Source organism: Ruegeria sp. D6, assembly GCF_056534365.1.
In genome coordinates this window covers 363,729-380,059 of sequence record NZ_JBQFPH010000004.1, presented here as the reverse complement: position 1 = coordinate 380,059, position 16,331 = coordinate 363,729, and the positions used below count along the sequence as shown (strand labels likewise).

At 58.7% G+C, this 16,331-nt stretch carries 16 protein-coding genes; 9 read left to right on the top strand and 7 right to left on the bottom strand.

Going from position 1 to position 16,331, the window contains the following annotated elements:
• Window positions 1-99 precede the first annotated feature (99 nt).
• Window positions 100-885 carry a 23S rRNA (adenine(2030)-N(6))-methyltransferase RlmJ gene (locus tag ACR0A1_RS16000; protein ID WP_480868328.1) on the bottom strand — a complete coding sequence of 262 codons (786 nt, stop codon included), beginning with the start codon at window positions 883-885 and terminating at the stop codon, window positions 100-102.
• A 154-nt stretch (window positions 886-1,039) separates the two neighbouring features.
• On the opposite strand from ACR0A1_RS16000, the gene ACR0A1_RS15995 reads away from it, so the two are divergent.
• From ACR0A1_RS15995 to ACR0A1_RS15970, 6 genes are read left to right on the top strand one after another with little or no spacing between them, the layout of a single operon-like run.
• Window positions 1,040-2,086: a rod shape-determining protein gene (locus tag ACR0A1_RS15995; RefSeq protein WP_039523195.1), complete on the top strand. Its 1,047-nt coding sequence runs from the start codon at window positions 1,040-1,042 to the stop codon at window positions 2,084-2,086.
• Window positions 2,087-2,142: 56 nt separating this feature from the next.
• The gene (gene mreC, locus ACR0A1_RS15990; protein WP_170408296.1) at window positions 2,143-3,045 is read left to right on the top strand and encodes a rod shape-determining protein MreC; all 903 of its coding nucleotides are present in this window, start codon (window positions 2,143-2,145) and stop codon (window positions 3,043-3,045) included.
• Entirely contained in the window at window positions 3,038-3,574 is a 537-nt protein-coding gene (locus ACR0A1_RS15985) for a rod shape-determining protein MreD (protein ID WP_170597301.1), read from the top strand. The genes mreC and ACR0A1_RS15985 overlap by 8 nt, the downstream gene beginning before the upstream one ends.
• The gene (gene mrdA, locus ACR0A1_RS15980; protein ID WP_480868325.1) at window positions 3,571-5,520 is read left to right on the top strand and encodes a penicillin-binding protein 2; all 1,950 of its coding nucleotides are present in this window, start codon (window positions 3,571-3,573) and stop codon (window positions 5,518-5,520) included. Before ACR0A1_RS15985 ends, mrdA begins: the two co-directional genes overlap by 4 nt.
• Window positions 5,517-6,656 (top strand): rod shape-determining protein RodA, encoded by a 1,140-nt coding sequence (rodA, locus tag ACR0A1_RS15975; protein WP_170395892.1) that lies wholly within the window; start codon window positions 5,517-5,519, stop codon window positions 6,654-6,656. Before mrdA ends, rodA begins: the two co-directional genes overlap by 4 nt.
• Before the next feature lie 10 nt (window positions 6,657-6,666).
• The gene (locus tag ACR0A1_RS15970; protein WP_480736981.1) at window positions 6,667-7,599 is read left to right on the top strand and encodes a 2-hydroxyacid dehydrogenase; all 933 of its coding nucleotides are present in this window, start codon (window positions 6,667-6,669) and stop codon (window positions 7,597-7,599) included.
• Here the strand turns inward: ACR0A1_RS15970 and ACR0A1_RS15965 are convergent.
• From ACR0A1_RS15965 to ACR0A1_RS15940, 6 genes are all read right to left on the bottom strand, one after another.
• The gene (locus ACR0A1_RS15965; protein WP_480868324.1) at window positions 7,596-9,611 is read right to left on the bottom strand and encodes a M3 family metallopeptidase; all 2,016 of its coding nucleotides are present in this window, start codon (window positions 9,609-9,611) and stop codon (window positions 7,596-7,598) included. The genes ACR0A1_RS15970 and ACR0A1_RS15965 overlap by 4 nt on opposite strands.
• A 75-nt stretch (window positions 9,612-9,686) precedes the next feature.
• The gene (locus tag ACR0A1_RS15960) at window positions 9,687-10,733 is read right to left on the bottom strand and encodes a HesA/MoeB/ThiF family protein (RefSeq protein ID WP_480868322.1); all 1,047 of its coding nucleotides are present in this window, start codon (window positions 10,731-10,733) and stop codon (window positions 9,687-9,689) included.
• The gene (gene dut, locus ACR0A1_RS15955; protein WP_170423776.1) at window positions 10,733-11,188 is read right to left on the bottom strand and encodes a dUTP diphosphatase; all 456 of its coding nucleotides are present in this window, start codon (window positions 11,186-11,188) and stop codon (window positions 10,733-10,735) included. The genes ACR0A1_RS15960 and dut overlap by 1 nt, the downstream gene beginning before the upstream one ends.
• A gap of 26 nt (window positions 11,189-11,214) precedes the next feature.
• Window positions 11,215-12,411 (bottom strand): bifunctional phosphopantothenoylcysteine decarboxylase/phosphopantothenate--cysteine ligase CoaBC, encoded by a 1,197-nt coding sequence (gene coaBC, locus ACR0A1_RS15950; protein ID WP_480868320.1) that lies wholly within the window; start codon window positions 12,409-12,411, stop codon window positions 11,215-11,217.
• Between the two features lie 63 nt (window positions 12,412-12,474).
• Window positions 12,475-13,296: a ChaN family lipoprotein gene (locus ACR0A1_RS15945; protein ID WP_480868318.1), complete on the bottom strand. Its 822-nt coding sequence runs from the start codon at window positions 13,294-13,296 to the stop codon at window positions 12,475-12,477.
• Window positions 13,293-14,171, bottom strand: a complete 879-nt coding sequence (locus ACR0A1_RS15940; protein WP_170423772.1) for an RNA polymerase factor sigma-32 — start codon at window positions 14,169-14,171, stop codon at window positions 13,293-13,295. The genes ACR0A1_RS15945 and ACR0A1_RS15940 overlap by 4 nt, the downstream gene beginning before the upstream one ends.
• Before the next feature lie 103 nt (window positions 14,172-14,274).
• Here ACR0A1_RS15940 and cobU point away from each other — a divergent pair, with 103 nt between their 5' ends.
• The 3 genes from cobU to ACR0A1_RS15925 are packed head-to-tail and all read left to right on the top strand — an operon-like array spanning window position 14,275 to window position 16,314.
• Entirely contained in the window at window positions 14,275-14,796 is a 522-nt protein-coding gene (gene cobU, locus ACR0A1_RS15935; RefSeq protein WP_170514161.1) for a bifunctional adenosylcobinamide kinase/adenosylcobinamide-phosphate guanylyltransferase, read from the top strand.
• Window positions 14,793-15,371, top strand: a complete 579-nt coding sequence (locus ACR0A1_RS15930) for a histidine phosphatase family protein (RefSeq protein ID WP_480868316.1) — start codon at window positions 14,793-14,795, stop codon at window positions 15,369-15,371. Before cobU ends, ACR0A1_RS15930 begins: the two co-directional genes overlap by 4 nt.
• 58 nt (window positions 15,372-15,429) lie before the next feature.
• Window positions 15,430-16,314 carry a glutathione S-transferase N-terminal domain-containing protein gene (locus tag ACR0A1_RS15925; RefSeq protein WP_480868315.1) on the top strand — a complete coding sequence of 295 codons (885 nt, stop codon included), beginning with the start codon at window positions 15,430-15,432 and terminating at the stop codon, window positions 16,312-16,314.
• Window positions 16,315-16,331 lie beyond the last annotated feature (17 nt).

Genomic DNA, 16,331 nt, shown 5'->3' with positions numbered 1-16,331 from the left:
GGCAGGGCGCCTCTGGCGCGCTGCCGGGCCCAACGCGTTTGACGGCATCTTTGATGCAGGCAAACGGAGCGGGAGCCTTCCCTGTTTAATTCTTGCTTTTCAAAGCTGAGCGAACAGCGCCGACAAGCGGCGCATTTCGTCTTCGATCCCGAAGGGCGCATTCAACATGAACATACCTGATCCGACCATGCGATGACCTTCCCGCGCCGGAGGGAACGTGACCTCATGGCAAATTGTTTTGGGATATCCAGCGGATTTCAGAGACGAAATCATAGCCTTGTGACGTGCGTCCGTCAGGATTGGATACCAAAGTGCGATCACACCCACATTCCATTTGCGGTGCAGCTTCGCGATCACCCCAGGCAAACGGTCATACTCAGCTTTCACTTCATAACTGGGATCGATCAGCATCATGCCCCGCCTCGGGGTCGGAGGCAGCAACGATTGGGCCAACTCAAACCCATCCTGCCGATAGACCTTCGCCCCGAAAGGAGACAGCGCCAGTGAAAGTGCCGTATGTTCCTGCGGATGCAACTCGGCGAAATGCAGGCTATCCTGTTTTCGCAGCAGGTTGGCCGCAATCAGAGGTGAACCGGGATACGCTTGCACGCCGTGACTGGCCTGTATGGTATCCAGCACCCGCGCCATTGGATGATCGGAATCAAACCAACCTTCGCGCCTGACGCGCCCGATCCCGGCGACAGCTTCACCCGTTCGAACCGCCTCAGCCGCGTCAAGGTGATATAGTCCACGCCCGGAGTGCGTTTCGATATAGCTGAGGGGTTTGTCCTTTTGGGTCAAATAACGCAGCGTCCACGCCAATAAAGCGTGCTTTTGCACATCAGCCAGATTTCCAGCGTGGTAAATGTGTTGATATGAGAGCATTATGCCTTCTAAAGTCTCCATCAATAAGGCGGAAAGGTGCTGATTGTCGCGGAATCAGCCCTTTAACCGGGCGAGTTGGCACCCTATAAGGCATCCGTCCCGGAACCGTCGAGTCGCGGGCAGTGGAAATTCTGACAAACGGGATCAGGGAAATATGGGCATCTTTGGCAATCTGGGCGGCCTGTTCACAGCGGACATGGCTATCGACCTTGGAACAGCGAACACGCTGGTTTATGTCAAAGGGCGCGGAGTGATCCTGTCTGAGCCCTCGGTCGTTGCCTACCACGTCAAGGATGGGGTCAAGAAAGTCCTTGCTGTTGGCGAGGACGCCAAGCTGATGTTGGGCCGGACCCCCGGCTCCATTGAAGCCATCCGTCCGATGCGCGAGGGCGTCATCGCGGACTTCGACACCGCCGAAGAGATGATCAAGCATTTTATCCGCAAGGTACATAAACGCTCGACATTCTCGAAACCCAAGATTATCGTTTGCGTCCCTCATGGCGCAACCCCGGTTGAAAAACGCGCAATCCGCCAGTCGGTTCTGTCCGCAGGAGCGCGCCGCGCGGGCCTGATTGCCGAACCAATTGCGGCTGCGATTGGCGCGGGGATGCCGATAACCGATCCGACCGGCAACATGGTTGTCGATATCGGCGGCGGTACCACCGAGGTCGCGGTTCTGTCGCTGGGCGACATCGTCTATGCCCGCTCGGTCCGCGTTGGTGGCGACCGGATGGATGAGGCGATCATCTCGTACCTGCGGCGTCAACAGAACCTGCTGGTGGGTGAATCAACTGCGGAACGGATCAAGACCACCATCGGTACCGCACGGATGCCAGACGATGGACGTGGCCAGTCGATGCATATTCGCGGGCGCGACTTGTTAAATGGTGTACCGAAGGAAATCGAGATCAGTCAGGCCCAGGTGGCCGAAGCGCTGTCTGAACCCGTGCAGCAGATTTGCGAGGCGGTAATGACAGCTCTGGAAACCACGCCGCCCGATCTGGCTGCCGATATCGTGGACCGGGGCGTTATGCTGACCGGAGGCGGAGCTTTGCTAGGTGACCTTGACCTTGCTCTGCGCGAACAGACCGGTCTGGCCGTGTCGATTGCCGATGAAAGCCTGAATTGTGTGGCTTTGGGCACGGGCAAAGCACTCGAATACGAAAAACAACTGCGCCACGCGATTGACTACGAAAGCTAAGGCGCGCACCCTGATGGGGTGAGAACTCGGGCACGAGCAGCACGGGAAGGTAACCTGTGGCAAAGGACCGATCACAGCGCGATGAATACACGACACCCCTGCGCCGATTGCTTCTGGGGATCGTTGTTCTGTGCCTGCTTGGTATTTTCCTCGTCTGGCGCATTGACAGCCCGCGCGTCGAACGGTTCCGCGCGCAGGTGGTGGACACGGTTGTCCCCTCGATGGAGTGGGCGATGGTTCCGGTCACTGCGCTGGTGAACCTGTCTCGTGATTTCCAAAGCTATCAGCGGCTGAGCGAGCAGAACCAGGAATTGCGCAGCGAGCTGCGCCTGATGCGCGCCTGGAAAGAGGCCGCGCTGCAGCTGGAACAGGAAAACGCCCGCCTGCTGGATCTCAACAACGTACGGCTCGATCCGCGCCTGACCTATGTCACAGGAGTTGTGATGGCCGATAGCGGCTCACCCTTCAGGCAATCTGTGCTGTTGAACGTAGGCGAGCGTGACGGGATAGTGGATGGCTGGGCCACGATGGATGGGATCGGCGTGGTCGGACGTATTTCGGGCGTGGGCCCCGATACCGCCCGCGTAATTCTGATGACCGATGCCTCAAGCGCGATCCCGGCGACAATCCAACCTTCGGGGCAGACAGCGCTGATCGCAGGAGACAATACTTCAGCCCCTGCGGTGGAGTTTCTGGAAAACCGGGAACTCGTGCGCCCTGGTGACCGGGTTGTCACGTCGGGCGATGGCGGTGTGTTCCCCGGTGGCTTGCTGATCGGTCAAATCACGGTTGATCCCGGTGGCAGGTTGCGCGTGCGGCTGTCGGCAGATTTCGAGCGGCTCGAGTTTCTGCGCGTACTACGCTATCAGTCGGCCCCACCGATCACGGAATCCGGTGATATCGTCGGCCCCCGTCAACCCGAAGCATCCTTGACTCCATCCGAGGTCAATGATGGATAGGTCGGTCTCAGATCTGTGGGCCAAGCGCGGTCTCTATGTCGCTCTGGCGGTATTTGTGGTGTTTCTGCACCTGTTGCCGCTGGATACAAAACCTGATCGCCTGCCCTTTCCTGACATACTGATCGCTCTTACCTACGCATGGGTGCTGCGGCGGCCGGAATATATTCCGATCCTGATCATTGCCATGGTCATGTTCATGGCCGATTTGCTGTTGCAACGCCCACCCGGGTTGCTTGCTGCGTTAGTGGTTCTGGGTGCAGCCTATCTTCATTCCACTGCAGCTGGCATGAAAGACAGCGGGTTTGTGGGCGAATGGGCAACCGTCGGGGCCGTGATCACGGTTGTGTTTGTGCTCAATCGCCTCATTCTTGCTATCCTCTCGGTGCAACAGGCAACTCTGGGACCGGTAGTGGTGCAAGTTATTCTGACAATCGCAATCTATCCTGTGATGGTTTTGATGAGCCAAACTGTGTTTGGCGTAAGGCGCAAATCTGTTGCCGACAGCACGATGCCACGGGTGCGGCCATGAAGCAGCGCAAATCAAAGCCCAAGGGCCTTGCTTACAAACGTTTGCCGCGCCGCGCCTTGATCCTCGGTGGGCTACAAGCGGCCTTTGTCGGGGGGCTGGCAGCCCGGATGCGGTTCATGCAGGTGGATCAAGCGGATGAATACCGTCTGCTGGCCGAAGAAAACCGGATCAACATCCGTCTGATCCCACCAACCCGGGGCCGGATATATGACCGGAACGGGCAGATCATAGGATTAAACTCTCAGTCCTATCGCATCGTCATCGTGCGCGAGGATGCAGGCGATATCGACAAGGTTATCGCCAAGCTTTCGGAACTGATCCCATTGACCGAGGATGAGATCGAACGTGCCAAAACCGAGATGCGTCGATCGGCCCCGTTTCTGCCGGTCACACTGGCTGATCAGGTAACTTGGGAGGATATTTCAAAAGTCGCAGTCAATGCCCCTGCATTGCCTGGCGTCACGCCCGAGGTCGGCATGACGCGCCAGTATCCACGTTACGAGGATTTTGCCCACGTTGTTGGCTATGTCGGCCCGGTCAGCGATTACGATCTAAGCCAAATTGAAGACCCTGAACCGGTACTACGTATTCCAAGGTTTCAGATCGGTAAGGTCGGGCTGGAAGCCAAGCAAGAGATCACATTGCGCGGTAAGGCGGGCGCCAAGCGGGTTGAGGTCAACGCCACAGGCCGGGTGATGCGCGAGCTGGACCGCCAGGTCGGCGAAGCCGGGGCAGATTTGCAATTGTCAGTCGACGCCAATCTGCAGCAATACGCGCAGGCGCGATTGGCTGGGGAAAGCGCCGCTGCGGTCGTGATCGATTGCGAAACCGGCGACATTCGCGCCATCAGCTCGGCCCCCAGCTTCGATCCGAACCTGTTCGTGCGTGGGATCTCGGTGGCGGACTACCAGATGCTGACGCAGGACAAGTATCGCCCGCTTGCCAATAAGACAGTACAGGGCACCTACCCTCCTGGATCGACTTTCAAAATGATCACCGCCATGGCTGCGCTCGAAGCCGGGGTGATCGGCCCATCCAGTACAGTGTACTGTCCGGGTCACATGAAAGTGGGCAGCCGCCGCTTTCACTGCTGGAAACGCGGCGGGCACGGGACGGTTGACCTTGAAACCTCGCTGAAGCGCAGTTGCGACGTCTACTATTACGACGTGGCAATACGTGTCGGGATCGACAGGATTTCCGAGATGGCACGCACCTTCGGACTGGGTATCAAACATGACATTCCGATGTCTGCCGTTGCCGCCGGGCTTGCCCCCAATCAGGAATGGAAGCAGCGGGTTCACGGACAGGACTGGCTGGTAGGCGACACCGCAAACGCGTCGATCGGTCAGGGGTTCATGCTTGCCTCACCGCTTCAATTGGCCGTGATGACCGCGCGTTTGGCGACAGGTCGCGCCGTGCAACCACGCCTTGTTCGATCAATCAATGGGGTTGAGCAGCCCTCGGGCGCGGGTGAACCGCTGCAGGTGAACCGCAACAACCTTGAGCAAGTGCGCAAAGCCATGTTCACAGTCTCGAATAACAGGCGTGGCACCGCGTATCGCAGTCGCATCATCGCCGATGAGTTCCGCATGGCAGGCAAAACCGGCACCAGTCAGGTGCGCAATATTACCAAGGCAGAACGCGCCGCAGGTGTGATCCGAAACGAAGACCTGCCATGGGAGCGCCGAGACCATGCCCTGTTCGTCAGCTTCGCCCCCTATGACAATCCGAAATACGCTGTGGCTGTGGTGGTGGAACACGGCGGCGGCGGCTCCAAAGCCGCGGCCCCAGTGGCGCGCGATATCATGCTGCAGGCACTCTACGATGGCACGCCACCGCTCGAGGCGTATCCGGCCGGAGACCGAGAGCGCATCAAAGAACAACAGAAACGGCTGGAGGGTGACCGTCGCCCCAAAGCGCGTCCTGACGAGAAGGACCGCGCATGAGCTATCTTGAATATGCCGTCAAATCCACGCCGTCGGGGTTTCGCAAGTTCCTTTATATGAACTGGCCGCTCACCCTGTTGCTGATCAGCGTGGCAAGCGCGGGGTTCCTGATGCTCTACTCGGTCGCGGGTGGATCCTGGATGCCGTGGGCGGAACCGCAAATGGAACGGTTCGGTCTGGGCTTGGCAGCCATGTTTATCATCGCGCTTGTGCCTATCTGGTTCTGGCGGAACATGTCGGTTGTGGCCTATCTGGGCGCGATCGGTCTACTGATCGTGGTCGAACTGTTTGGAACGATCGGCATGGGGGCGCAGCGCTGGATTGATCTGGGCTTCATGCGGCTGCAACCCTCAGAAGTAATGAAAGTGGCGTTGGTGATGGTGCTGGCCGCCTATTACGACTGGCTGCCGGCGCACAAAACCTCGCGCCCGCTCTGGGTGATTATCCCGGTCATTCTGATCCTGATCCCTACATTCATGGTGCTGCGCCAGCCCGACTTAGGCACATCGATCCTGTTATTGGCTGCTGGTGGTGGTCTGATGTTCCTTGCCGGGGTGCATTGGGCCTATTTCGCTGCCGTGATTGCAGCGGGGGTTGGCCTGATTGCTGCGGTGTTCAACAGCCGAGGGACTGAATGGCAGTTGCTCAAAGATTACCAGTTCCGACGCATCGATACGTTTCTGGATCCTTCAACCGATCCGTTGGGAGCGGGATATCACATCACGCAATCGAAGATCGCTCTGGGTTCGGGGGGCTGGAATGGGCGCGGTTTCATGCAGGGAACGCAATCACGTCTTAACTTCCTGCCCGAAAAACACACCGATTTCATCTTCACCACCTTGGCCGAAGAGTTCGGCTTTGTCGGCGGCATCACACTGTTGATCCTTTACGGTCTGATCCTGATCTTCTGCATGGTCACGGCGCTGTCGACCAAGGATCGTTTCTCGTCTCTGGTGACACTTGGGATCGCGCTGAATTTCTTCCTGTTCTTTGCCGTCAATATGTCGATGGTGATGGGGCTGGCCCCAGTGGTCGGAGTACCGCTGCCGATGGTCAGTTATGGCGGCTCGGCCATGCTGGTCCTGATGGCCGCCTTTGGCATCGTTCAAAGCGCCCATATACATCGTCCCCGCTGAAAGGTTTCCCATGCCCGTGAATGTCCTGTTTTCCGCGCGCCCTGAGTTGTGGCCCGAGTATGAAGCTCTGATGCATCAATATTTGTCGGACGCAGGGCTAGATTTTCATCTGGCCACGGACATCCCAGCAGATCAGGTCGACTACATCGTTTACGCCCCGAACGGAGGGGTACAGGATTTCACGCCCTTCACACGGCTCAAGGCGGTGCTGAGCCTCTGGGCGGGGGTTGAGAAAATCTCGGGCAATGAAACCTTGACCGTTCCACTGGCGCGTATGGTTGACGGGGGGTTAACGCAAGGCATGACGGAATGGGTGGTGGGCCATGTGCTGCGCTATCACCTTGGGATGGACCAACACATTACGCTACAGGATGGGGTCTGGACACCTGATGCGCCACCACTGGCCCAGCAACGCACCGTCTGCATCTTGGGTTTGGGCGCATTGGGTGAAGCATCGGCCCACGCGTTGGCAGCGTTGAATTTCCATGTCATCGGTTGGAGCCGTACCGCCAAGACTATTCCCGGCGTGACCTGTCTGCATGGTAAGAACGGGCTGCGCGATGCACTGTCTCAGGCCGAGATAGTGGTTTTGCTGCTGCCAGATACTCCGGCGACCGAAAACACGCTCAACGCCGAAACACTGGCGCTGTTGCCGGAAGGGGCCAAGATCATCAACCCGGGTCGCGGGCCGCTTATCGATGATGAGGCCCTGCTGGCCGCGCTGAATTCAGGGCAGGTCGGGCACGCCACGCTGGATGTCTTCCGCACCGAACCCCTGCCGACCGAGCATCCCTATTGGGCACATCCCAATGTGACGGTGACGCCGCATATCGCCTCGGAAACCAGACCTGTTACCGCGGCTCAGGTGATCTGCGAGAACATTCGCCGAGGTGAAGCGGGTGAACCCTTTCTCCACCTCGTCGACCGAAAGCTTGGGTACTAGGCCGCGATCAGCCCGCGGCCTTTCAGCAAGGCTTCGACGCCAGGCAGACGTCCACGGAAGGCCAGATACAGCTCTTCCGCCTCGCGGGATCCGCCAGTTGACAGGATGTGTTCCTCCAGTGCCTTGGCGCGTTCGGGATCAAACGCACCGTCTGCTTCTTCAAAGGCCGCAAAGGCGTCGGCATCCATGACTTCGGACCACATATAACTGTAGTAACCTGCGCTATAACCGTCGCCCGCAAAGACATGGGCGAAATGCGGGGTGGCGTGGCGCATTCCAATGGCCCGAGGCATGCCGATTTCGGCCAGCACCTCGGCCTGTTTCTCCATCGGATCAGCGGGGGCAGCCCCCTCATGAAACGCCAGATCGACCAGGGCCGAGGCAACATATTCCACCGTCTGGAACCCCTGATCGAAATTGGCGGCCTGTAGCACCTTCTGCAACATCTCCTGCGGCATCGGTGCGCCCGTTTCGGCATGCGTGGCGAACTCAGCCAATACCTCGGGCACTTCCAGCCAATGTTCGTAAAGCTGGCTGGGCAGTTCAACGAAATCACGCGCCACCGAGGTGCCCGAGATACTCTCATAGGTCACATTGGACAGCATCTGGTGCAGGGCATGGCCGAACTCGTGAAACAACGTTCGGGCGTCATCATAGGACAAAAGCGCTGGTTCACCTTTGGCAAAGTTACAGACGTTGATCACGACCGGAGCCTGTTCTTTCGGGTATTTCGCCTGCCCGCGCATTGCGCTGCACCATGCACCCGACCGTTTCGATCCGCGTGCAAAGTAGTCACCGATGAACACCGCAATATGCTGCCCGTCACGGGTCACCTCCCACGCACGGCAATCGGGATGATAGAGCGGCACATCAAGCGGCGCGAACTCCAGCCCGAACAGCCGTGTGGCGCAGGCGAAAGACGCCTCGATCATCCGGTCCAGTTGCAGGTACGGCTTCAGCGCCGCTTCATCGAGATCATGTTCGGCCTTGCGGCGTTTCTCGGCATAGTAGCGCCAATCCCACGCCTCCAGCGGGCCATTTACGCCATCCTCTTGCATCATTGCCGTCAGCACCTCGGCATCTGCGTCGGCGCGGGATTTGGCGGGCTCCCACACATCCAGCAGCAGCTCTCGCACGCGATCTGGTGTGCGGGCCATCTCGGTCTCAAGCTTGTAGGCGGCGAAGCTGGCATACCCCAGCAGCTTGGCGCGTTCTTCGCGCAGGCGCAGGATGTCCGCCGCAATCTCGCGGTTGTCGGTCTCACCTCCATTTGCCCCCCGTGCAGTCCACGCGCGATAAGCCTTTGCACGCAAATCCCGGCGGGGCGAGAATTGCAGAAAGGGCACGATAATCGACCGAGAGAGGGTCACCACCGGGCCATCCGCCCCCTTTTCCTGACCCGCTGCGCGCGCTGCATCGATAACAAAATCCGGCAAGCCTTGCAGATCTTCTTCGGTCAAGTCCATGAACCAGTCGCGTTCATCCGCCAGCAAGTTCTGCGTGAAGGACGTGCCCAGAGACGCCAAACGGGCCTTGATCTCTTGCATTCTTGCATCGTCGGCGCCGGTCAACGCCGCCCCCGCCCGCACGAACCCGCGATGAGACAGCATCAAAACGCGCGCCTGTTCATCGGTCAGGTCCAGATTATCGCGCCGGTCCCATAAATCCGCCACGCGCTTAAACAGTGCTTTGTTTGATGAGATGCGCGAGTAGTGTGCCGCCAGCTTGGGCGAAAATTCGCGTTGCAGTTCTTCACGCTTGGGGTTGCTGTCCGCACCTGCAACGGTGAAAAAGACCGACAGAACCTTATCCATCTGCTCGCCTGCAGCCTCCAGCGCTTCGATCGTATTGGCGAATGTGGGCGTATCCGGACTCGCTGCTATCGCCTCAATCTCGGCATCATGTGCGTGCATCGCCTGTTTCAGCGCGGGGGAAAAATCATCATCCGAGATTGTGTCAAACGGTGCGATTTCGAAGGGCGTGTTCCAGTCAGAAAGGATCGGATTGGTCATTGAGGTCTCCTTTGACCTCATAGCTAAGACCGTCCGTCGAAATGATCCAGAGCTACCCGAAAATTTGAGGCGGCGTTAGTGTGCTGACCCACAAATCGGGCAATCGGTGCGGCGTGCTAGGGTGATCTTGCGGCTTTCGCCGTATAGCGCATCGTAGATCAACATCTCACCTCGCAATGCCTGCCCGGCGCGGGTGATCACCTTGATCGCCTCAACCGCCATCATCGAGCCGACCACACCCGGCAGTGGGCCGATTACTCCAGCCTCGGCGCAAGAAGGCGCAAGGCCGGGGGCGGGTGCTTCGGGGAAAATGCACTGATAACATGGGCCGGTGGTGGCAGGGTCAAAGACGCTGAGCTGCCCTTCCCACTGCGACAGCGCGCCAGATATCAGGGGTTTTCCCAGTGCAACCGCCGTACGGTTTGCAAGGTAGCGGGTGTCGAAATTGTCAGTGCCGTCGAGGATCAGATCAAAATCAGCAAACAGATCTGCTGCAATCTCTTCGGTCAGGCGACGGTGGTACGGCAAGACGACCACGTTGGGATTCTGCGCCACCATCGCCTGCTGGGCCGAGAACACTTTGGGCATGCCGATATCTGCGTCGCGGTGGATCACCTGCCGCTGTAGGTTGGCGTTCTCGACCACGTCATCGTCGATCACGCCGATTGTTCCCACTCCGGCGGCAGCCAAATATTGCAGGGCGGGCGCGCCGAGCCCCCCCGCACCGATTACCAGCACGCGCGCCTGTTTCATTCGCTTTTGGCCGGGACCGCCCAGTTCACGCAGAACGATGTGGCGGGCATAGCGTTCAAGCTCGGTCTCGCTGAACTGTTCGGATGGCTTGGCGGGCTCCGACGTCTGGCCGGACGCGGCGCGATTTCGCAACGCCTTCAAACCCCGCCCATAAAGCAGCACCAGCACAGCCGCTCCAGCGAGGATCAGCCACATCGCTGCCGACCCACCGGTCGCCTGACGCAACGGGTTTCCCTCAGGCAGGAGAAGTTGAGCAATAATCACGCCTATCAGGAGCGCGCCAATGGAAACCAGACGCGCGCTGCGCGACACCCCGGCGATATAGCCGACACCCCAAAGCCCGGTGGCAAGGATCAGAACCAGTAGCATCAGCCGCGCCCGGTCGAGCCGAAGCCACCCGCGCCGCGATCAGTCTCGGTCAGAGCCTCAACGTCCTGGAACATGGCCTGCACCACCGGTGCGACGATCAGTTGCGCGATACGTTCGCCATGCGTAATCTCGAAGGGGTCCTGACCCGCATTCATCACGATCACGCCCAACGGCCCGCGATAGTCGCTGTCGATTGTACCCGGAGTGTTGGGCAAGGTGATCCCGTGTTTCAAGGCTAGGCCCGATCGTGGACGCACCTGAACCTCGAACCCCTGCGGAATTTCGATCCTAAGGCCTGTCGGTATCAGCGCACGACGGCCCGGTTCAAGAATAACAGACTCACCATCCGGCAGATTGGCGCGCACATCCGCCCCGGCAGCACCCGCGGTTTCGTATGAAGGCAATGGCACCAACGGGTCAGCCCCCTCCTCTCGGATCACGCGAATTGCCACCATACCTGTACCTCTTGTCTTTATGGCTGCTATCTGGTCAACGCGCCGGCGATCTTGGCTGCCAACCGCTTTGCCACATCATCCTTGCCCATACGCGGCCATTCTTCGGCACCTTGCTCTGAGATCAGAATCACCGCATTCTCAGAACCGCCCATGATACCTGTCGCGGGACTGACATCATTCGCAACTATCCAGTCACAGCCCTTGCGGGCACGTTTGGCCGTAGCATGTTCGATCACGTTGTCTGTTTCGGCGGCAAAACCCACCACCAAAACGGGCCTGCCATTTCCCATTCGCGCGATGCGCTTCAAAATGTCGGGATTCTCGGCAAACTCTAGCGCGGGCACCCCGTCGCGGCTTTTCTTCAGCTTCCGGTCCGAGGCACTGGATACCCGCCAATCGGCCACTGCAGCTGCAAATACCCCCGCATCCACCGGAAGCGCTGCGTCGACCGCATCCGACATTTGCAGCGCGGTCTCTACACTCACGACCTTCACGCCGTCTGGAGGAGGCACGTCAGCCGGACCCGTGATAAATGTAACATCGGCCCCCAGCGCAGATAGCGCGCGTGCGACAGCTGTCCCCTGCGCGCCCGACGATCGGTTGGCGATGTAACGTACCGGATCAATTGGTTCATGTGTCGGGCCCGAGGTCACCAGAATACGTTTGCCAGCCAAAGGCCCATCCCCGAACTGCGCCTCGATCGCAGCGACAATTTCAAGTGGCTCCGACATGCGGCCCGGACCGTATTCACCGCAAGCCATATCGCCTTCGTTGGGGCCGACAAAACGCACGCCGTCTGCTTCCAGTTGCGCATGGTTACGCCGGGTTGCGGGATGCTCCCACATGCGGACATTCATCGCAGGCGCACACAGAACCGGCGTATCGGTCGCCATCAAAAGGGTCGAGGCCAGATCATTAGCTAACCCGCCTGCCATCTTACCCATCAGATCGGCCGTTGCCGGAGCAACCACGATCAGATCAGCCGAACGGGAAAGCTGAATATGACCCATCTCCGCTTCATCGGTCAGATCAAAGAGATCTCGATAGACCTTTTCACCGGCCAGGGCAGACACGGATAACGGAGTTACGAATTCTTCGGCAGCACGGGTCAAAACCGGCGTGACCGCTGCACCACGTTCCCGCAACCGCCGGATCAGGTCCAGCGACTTATAGGCCGCGATTCCACCACCGATGATCAGCAGAATACGTTTCGATGACAGCATGGCTCGCCCTTCCCCTCCCGGTCGGCCCTGACATTAGGCAACGCTGGCGGGCAGTTCCAGCAGTTAATTCTGCATCTCAAAGGCTTTGCAGGGGTCTTCTCGTTCGACTGTGGGGCTATCGATAACAGCATCAAAATCCCCGCTCACGACCCCATCTTCGGATTGTCCCAGTACAAAGACCTTCAAACCGGGGCGCAGTCGCGACAGAAAAGTCGGAATTCCGCGATCCTTACGGGCATGGCCATTGCCAGTGATAACCGCGACAGGCCCACCAGTTTCGTCGGTGGCGCGCAGAATGGCTCGGGTCAACACAGCGTCCCTCAGACGTTGAATGGCTACCATCTGCGGTAGAACTTCAGCGGGCAATGCGTCGCAATGTGCCGCCAGTTGATCAGCCTCGTGTGCGGCTTGATCTTCATCCGACAGGGGTACAGTCAATCCATATCTGGCCGCATCAGCCCCCAACGCTGTGGCCGCCCCGCGTTCCATAGCAGCGCGGGCCGCTTCACGCGGAACCATCGCGCCATAAACCGGCACATCCGCGGCCTGAAAAATGGGGTAGTACATTCTGAGAGGCGGCCAGCCGGATTCTGCCCAGCGCAGAATTCGGGACAGCTCCTCGGGATTGGTTGCCGCTTTTTGAGCCAACCGCTGAGCACCTTCTTCGGTCACCATCTCCCAGACAACCGCCGTGGGCGTGATTGCCTCAACTGCTTCGGCTTGGACCAGATGATGCTGAGGGTTGTCATGTATCTCGCCCAGAATGACGACATCCGCGGCCCGCATGTCGGCCAACACGTCCTGAGGGATAAATTCAGCAGCTCGAACCGTTTGAGGCAAAGTGGCGAGCAACACAAAAGCTGTAAGAATCGCAAGAGGTTTCATGCGAAGAAGTGTTGCACCTCGCGCGATTGCGCTTCAAGGTTCTTGCGCATCTTTGTGAACGCTGCCGCCTCGAGCTGGCGCACACGCTCTTTCGACAGGCCAAGCTCTTTCCCAAGACTTTCCAGCGTCCGGGCAGGCTCACGCAGTTTTCTTTCGCGAACGATAAACCGCTCGCGATCGTTCAAAGCTTGCATCGCCGCCACCAGCCATTCGCGCAGTTGCTGGTTGTCGTGGCTGTTCTCTACTACCTCGGCGGCTTGTTCGCTGTCATCTTCCAGCGCATCAATCCACTCGCGCCCGTCCTCATCTGCAGACTGCACCGCATTCAGCGAGAAATCGGACCCTGCCAGACGGCCTTCCATCATCTCGACATCACGCAGCGGGACTCCGATTTCGGCGGCAATCTTCTGATGCAACTGATGGCGATCCAGCTCCAGCCCCTCAGTCGCGGCTTCGCGCTCCAGACGCGCCTGTACCCGACGCATGTTGAAGAACAGCGATTTCTGGGAAGAGGTCGAACCAGTGCGCACCATCGACCAATTGCGCATCACGTAATCCTGAATGCTGGCCTTGATCCACCACACTGCATACGTTGAAAACCGCACACCCCGATCCGGATCGAACTTGTCGGCGGCTTTCATCAAGCCCAGTCCCGCCTCCTGAATCAGATCATTCATCGGCGCGCCGTAGCGTTTGAATTTCGCCGCCATTGATATCGCCAGCCGCATATAAGCCGTAATGAGGCGGTGCAGCGCCTGCTCATCGCGTTCGTCGCGCCAGGCATAGGCCAGTTTCAATTCAGTCTCCGCATCCAGCAGCTCGGCCTTCATTGCCTGCCGGGACATCGAAAAATCATGTGCGTTGTCGAGTGCCATGCAATTCTCCCCTTTTATCACAGGCGATGGGCCGGGCTTGCCTTGCCGACTTGTGGTCGATACGCAGGACAAAACCGGGTGGATCACCAGAAAGGTAATAAAAGTGCATGCCGATTTAACCTTTATCTTGGGCGGAGCGGCATCCGGAAAATCTGCTTTTGCGGAGCAACTTGCTGTTTCAACTGGGAAAAGCCGCGTTTACCTTGCGACATCACAAGTGTTTGATGACGAGATGCGCCTAAAAATCAGGCAACATATTGCACAACGCGGCAGCGGGTGGACGACGATCGAAGCGCCATTTGATCTATTGCCGGAACTCGCCAAGCTGACGAATGATCAGATTTGCCTGATCGATTGTGCAACCATGTGGCTAACAAATCACCTGCTGGCAGAGAATAACCTAGAGGAAGCACAGGCCGGACTGCTTGAGGCGATGAAGACCTGTGCCGCCCAGATCGTCGTGGTATCAAACGAAGTCGGCCACGGGATCGTCCCCGACAACGCCTTGTCCCGTCGATTCCGCGAGGCGCAGGGACGGCTGAACATCGCTCTGGCTGCGCAGGCAGATCGGGTGGTGCAGGTTACGGCCGGGCTGCCGCTGGTTCTCAAAGGGCAACCCCTATGACGCGCCTGCATTTGGTACGGCACGGCCCCACCCATGCTAAAACTATGGTAGGCTGGTCCGACCTTCCTGCCGACTTGAGTGATGAGGCCGCGATTGCACGGCTTGATGCGCATCTGCCTTCCAATGCCGTCGTAATCTCATCAGACTTGTCACGCGCCAGCGATACGGCCAGCGCCATTCAAGGCACGCGCCTCCGCCTTCCGCACAACCGCGATCTGCGCGAAATCAATTTCGGCAACTGGGAGATGCGCCCCTTCGCCGAGATCGAGGCGGAAGACCCCGAGCTTTGCTTTGCCTACTGGGATAATCCGGGCGAGGTCAGGCCTCCAAACGGGGAAAGCTGGAATGAGGTCCGCGCGCGTGTCGATAGGGTCGTCGACACCCTGATCGCGGCCCATACCGGATGTGACCTAGTCCTGGTCGCCCATTTCGGAGTGATCCTGACTCAGGTCCAACGCGCTCTGGACGTGGACGCCCAAAACGCGTTTGGTCACCGCATCGACAACCTGTCCGTCACCGAGATCACGCGCCATAGCGATGGTTGGACTGTAGGTCGGATTAATCACCGACCGTGATAAGTGTGCGCACAAATCTCTGATTTACCGATGGGCCTCTGTCCGACATCGTTGCCGCATGACATATGATCTCTTTATCGGTGACCGGTTGTTCTCCAGCTGGTCCATGCGCGGATGGCTGATGCTTGAGAAATTCGGCCTGCCATACCGCACCCACATGATTGGCCTATATTCCGGCACCATGGCGGCGGATATGGAACCACTGGCCCCGGTGCGCCTTGTTCCTGCGCTGCGTCTTCCAGATGGAACCGTGGTCGGCGAAAGCCTCGCGATGGCAGAGACATTGGCAGAACGCCACCCCGAAGCAGGGCTTTGGCCGTCAGACCCCGCCGCGCGCGCCACAGCCCGGTGGCTTTGTGCTGAAATGGTTGCCGGTTTCACAGCGCTGCGGGGGCAATGCCCCATGCAGTTGAAACATTGCTGGGAAGGGTTCCACCCTTCAGCTGATACGATCGCCGATTTGCAGCGGATCGAAACCCTCTGGGCCCATGCCCGGAAAGTCTCTGGTGCCGCGTCGGGCCCGCTGTTTGGTGCCTATTCTCTGGCTGATGTTTTCTACACGCCGGTCGCTGCACGGATTGTCGGCTATGGCCTGCCCGTGTCCGAGGTCAATCGTGCATACTGCATGCACCTGCTCTCTGATATCGCAGTTCGACAATGGCGCGCCATGGGCATGACGGTCGCGTATGAGCCCTTCCCGTATCCGCAAGACCTTCCCGCACACAGCTGGCCAATTGGCGGGGATTCAGGGGCATTGGCAGTCAGCACAGGCCCCTCGGTCAACACAGCCTGCCCCTATTCCGGCAAGCCTGTACAAGACTATCTGGAACTCGATGGCAAGATTTGGGGCTTTTGTAATCCGTTTTGCCGAGACAAGACCGTTTCTGACCCTGAGGCGTGGCCGAAATTTACGGCGATGGTTGCTGACGTTAACGATTCTTAAACTGCAGCCATGGCAGC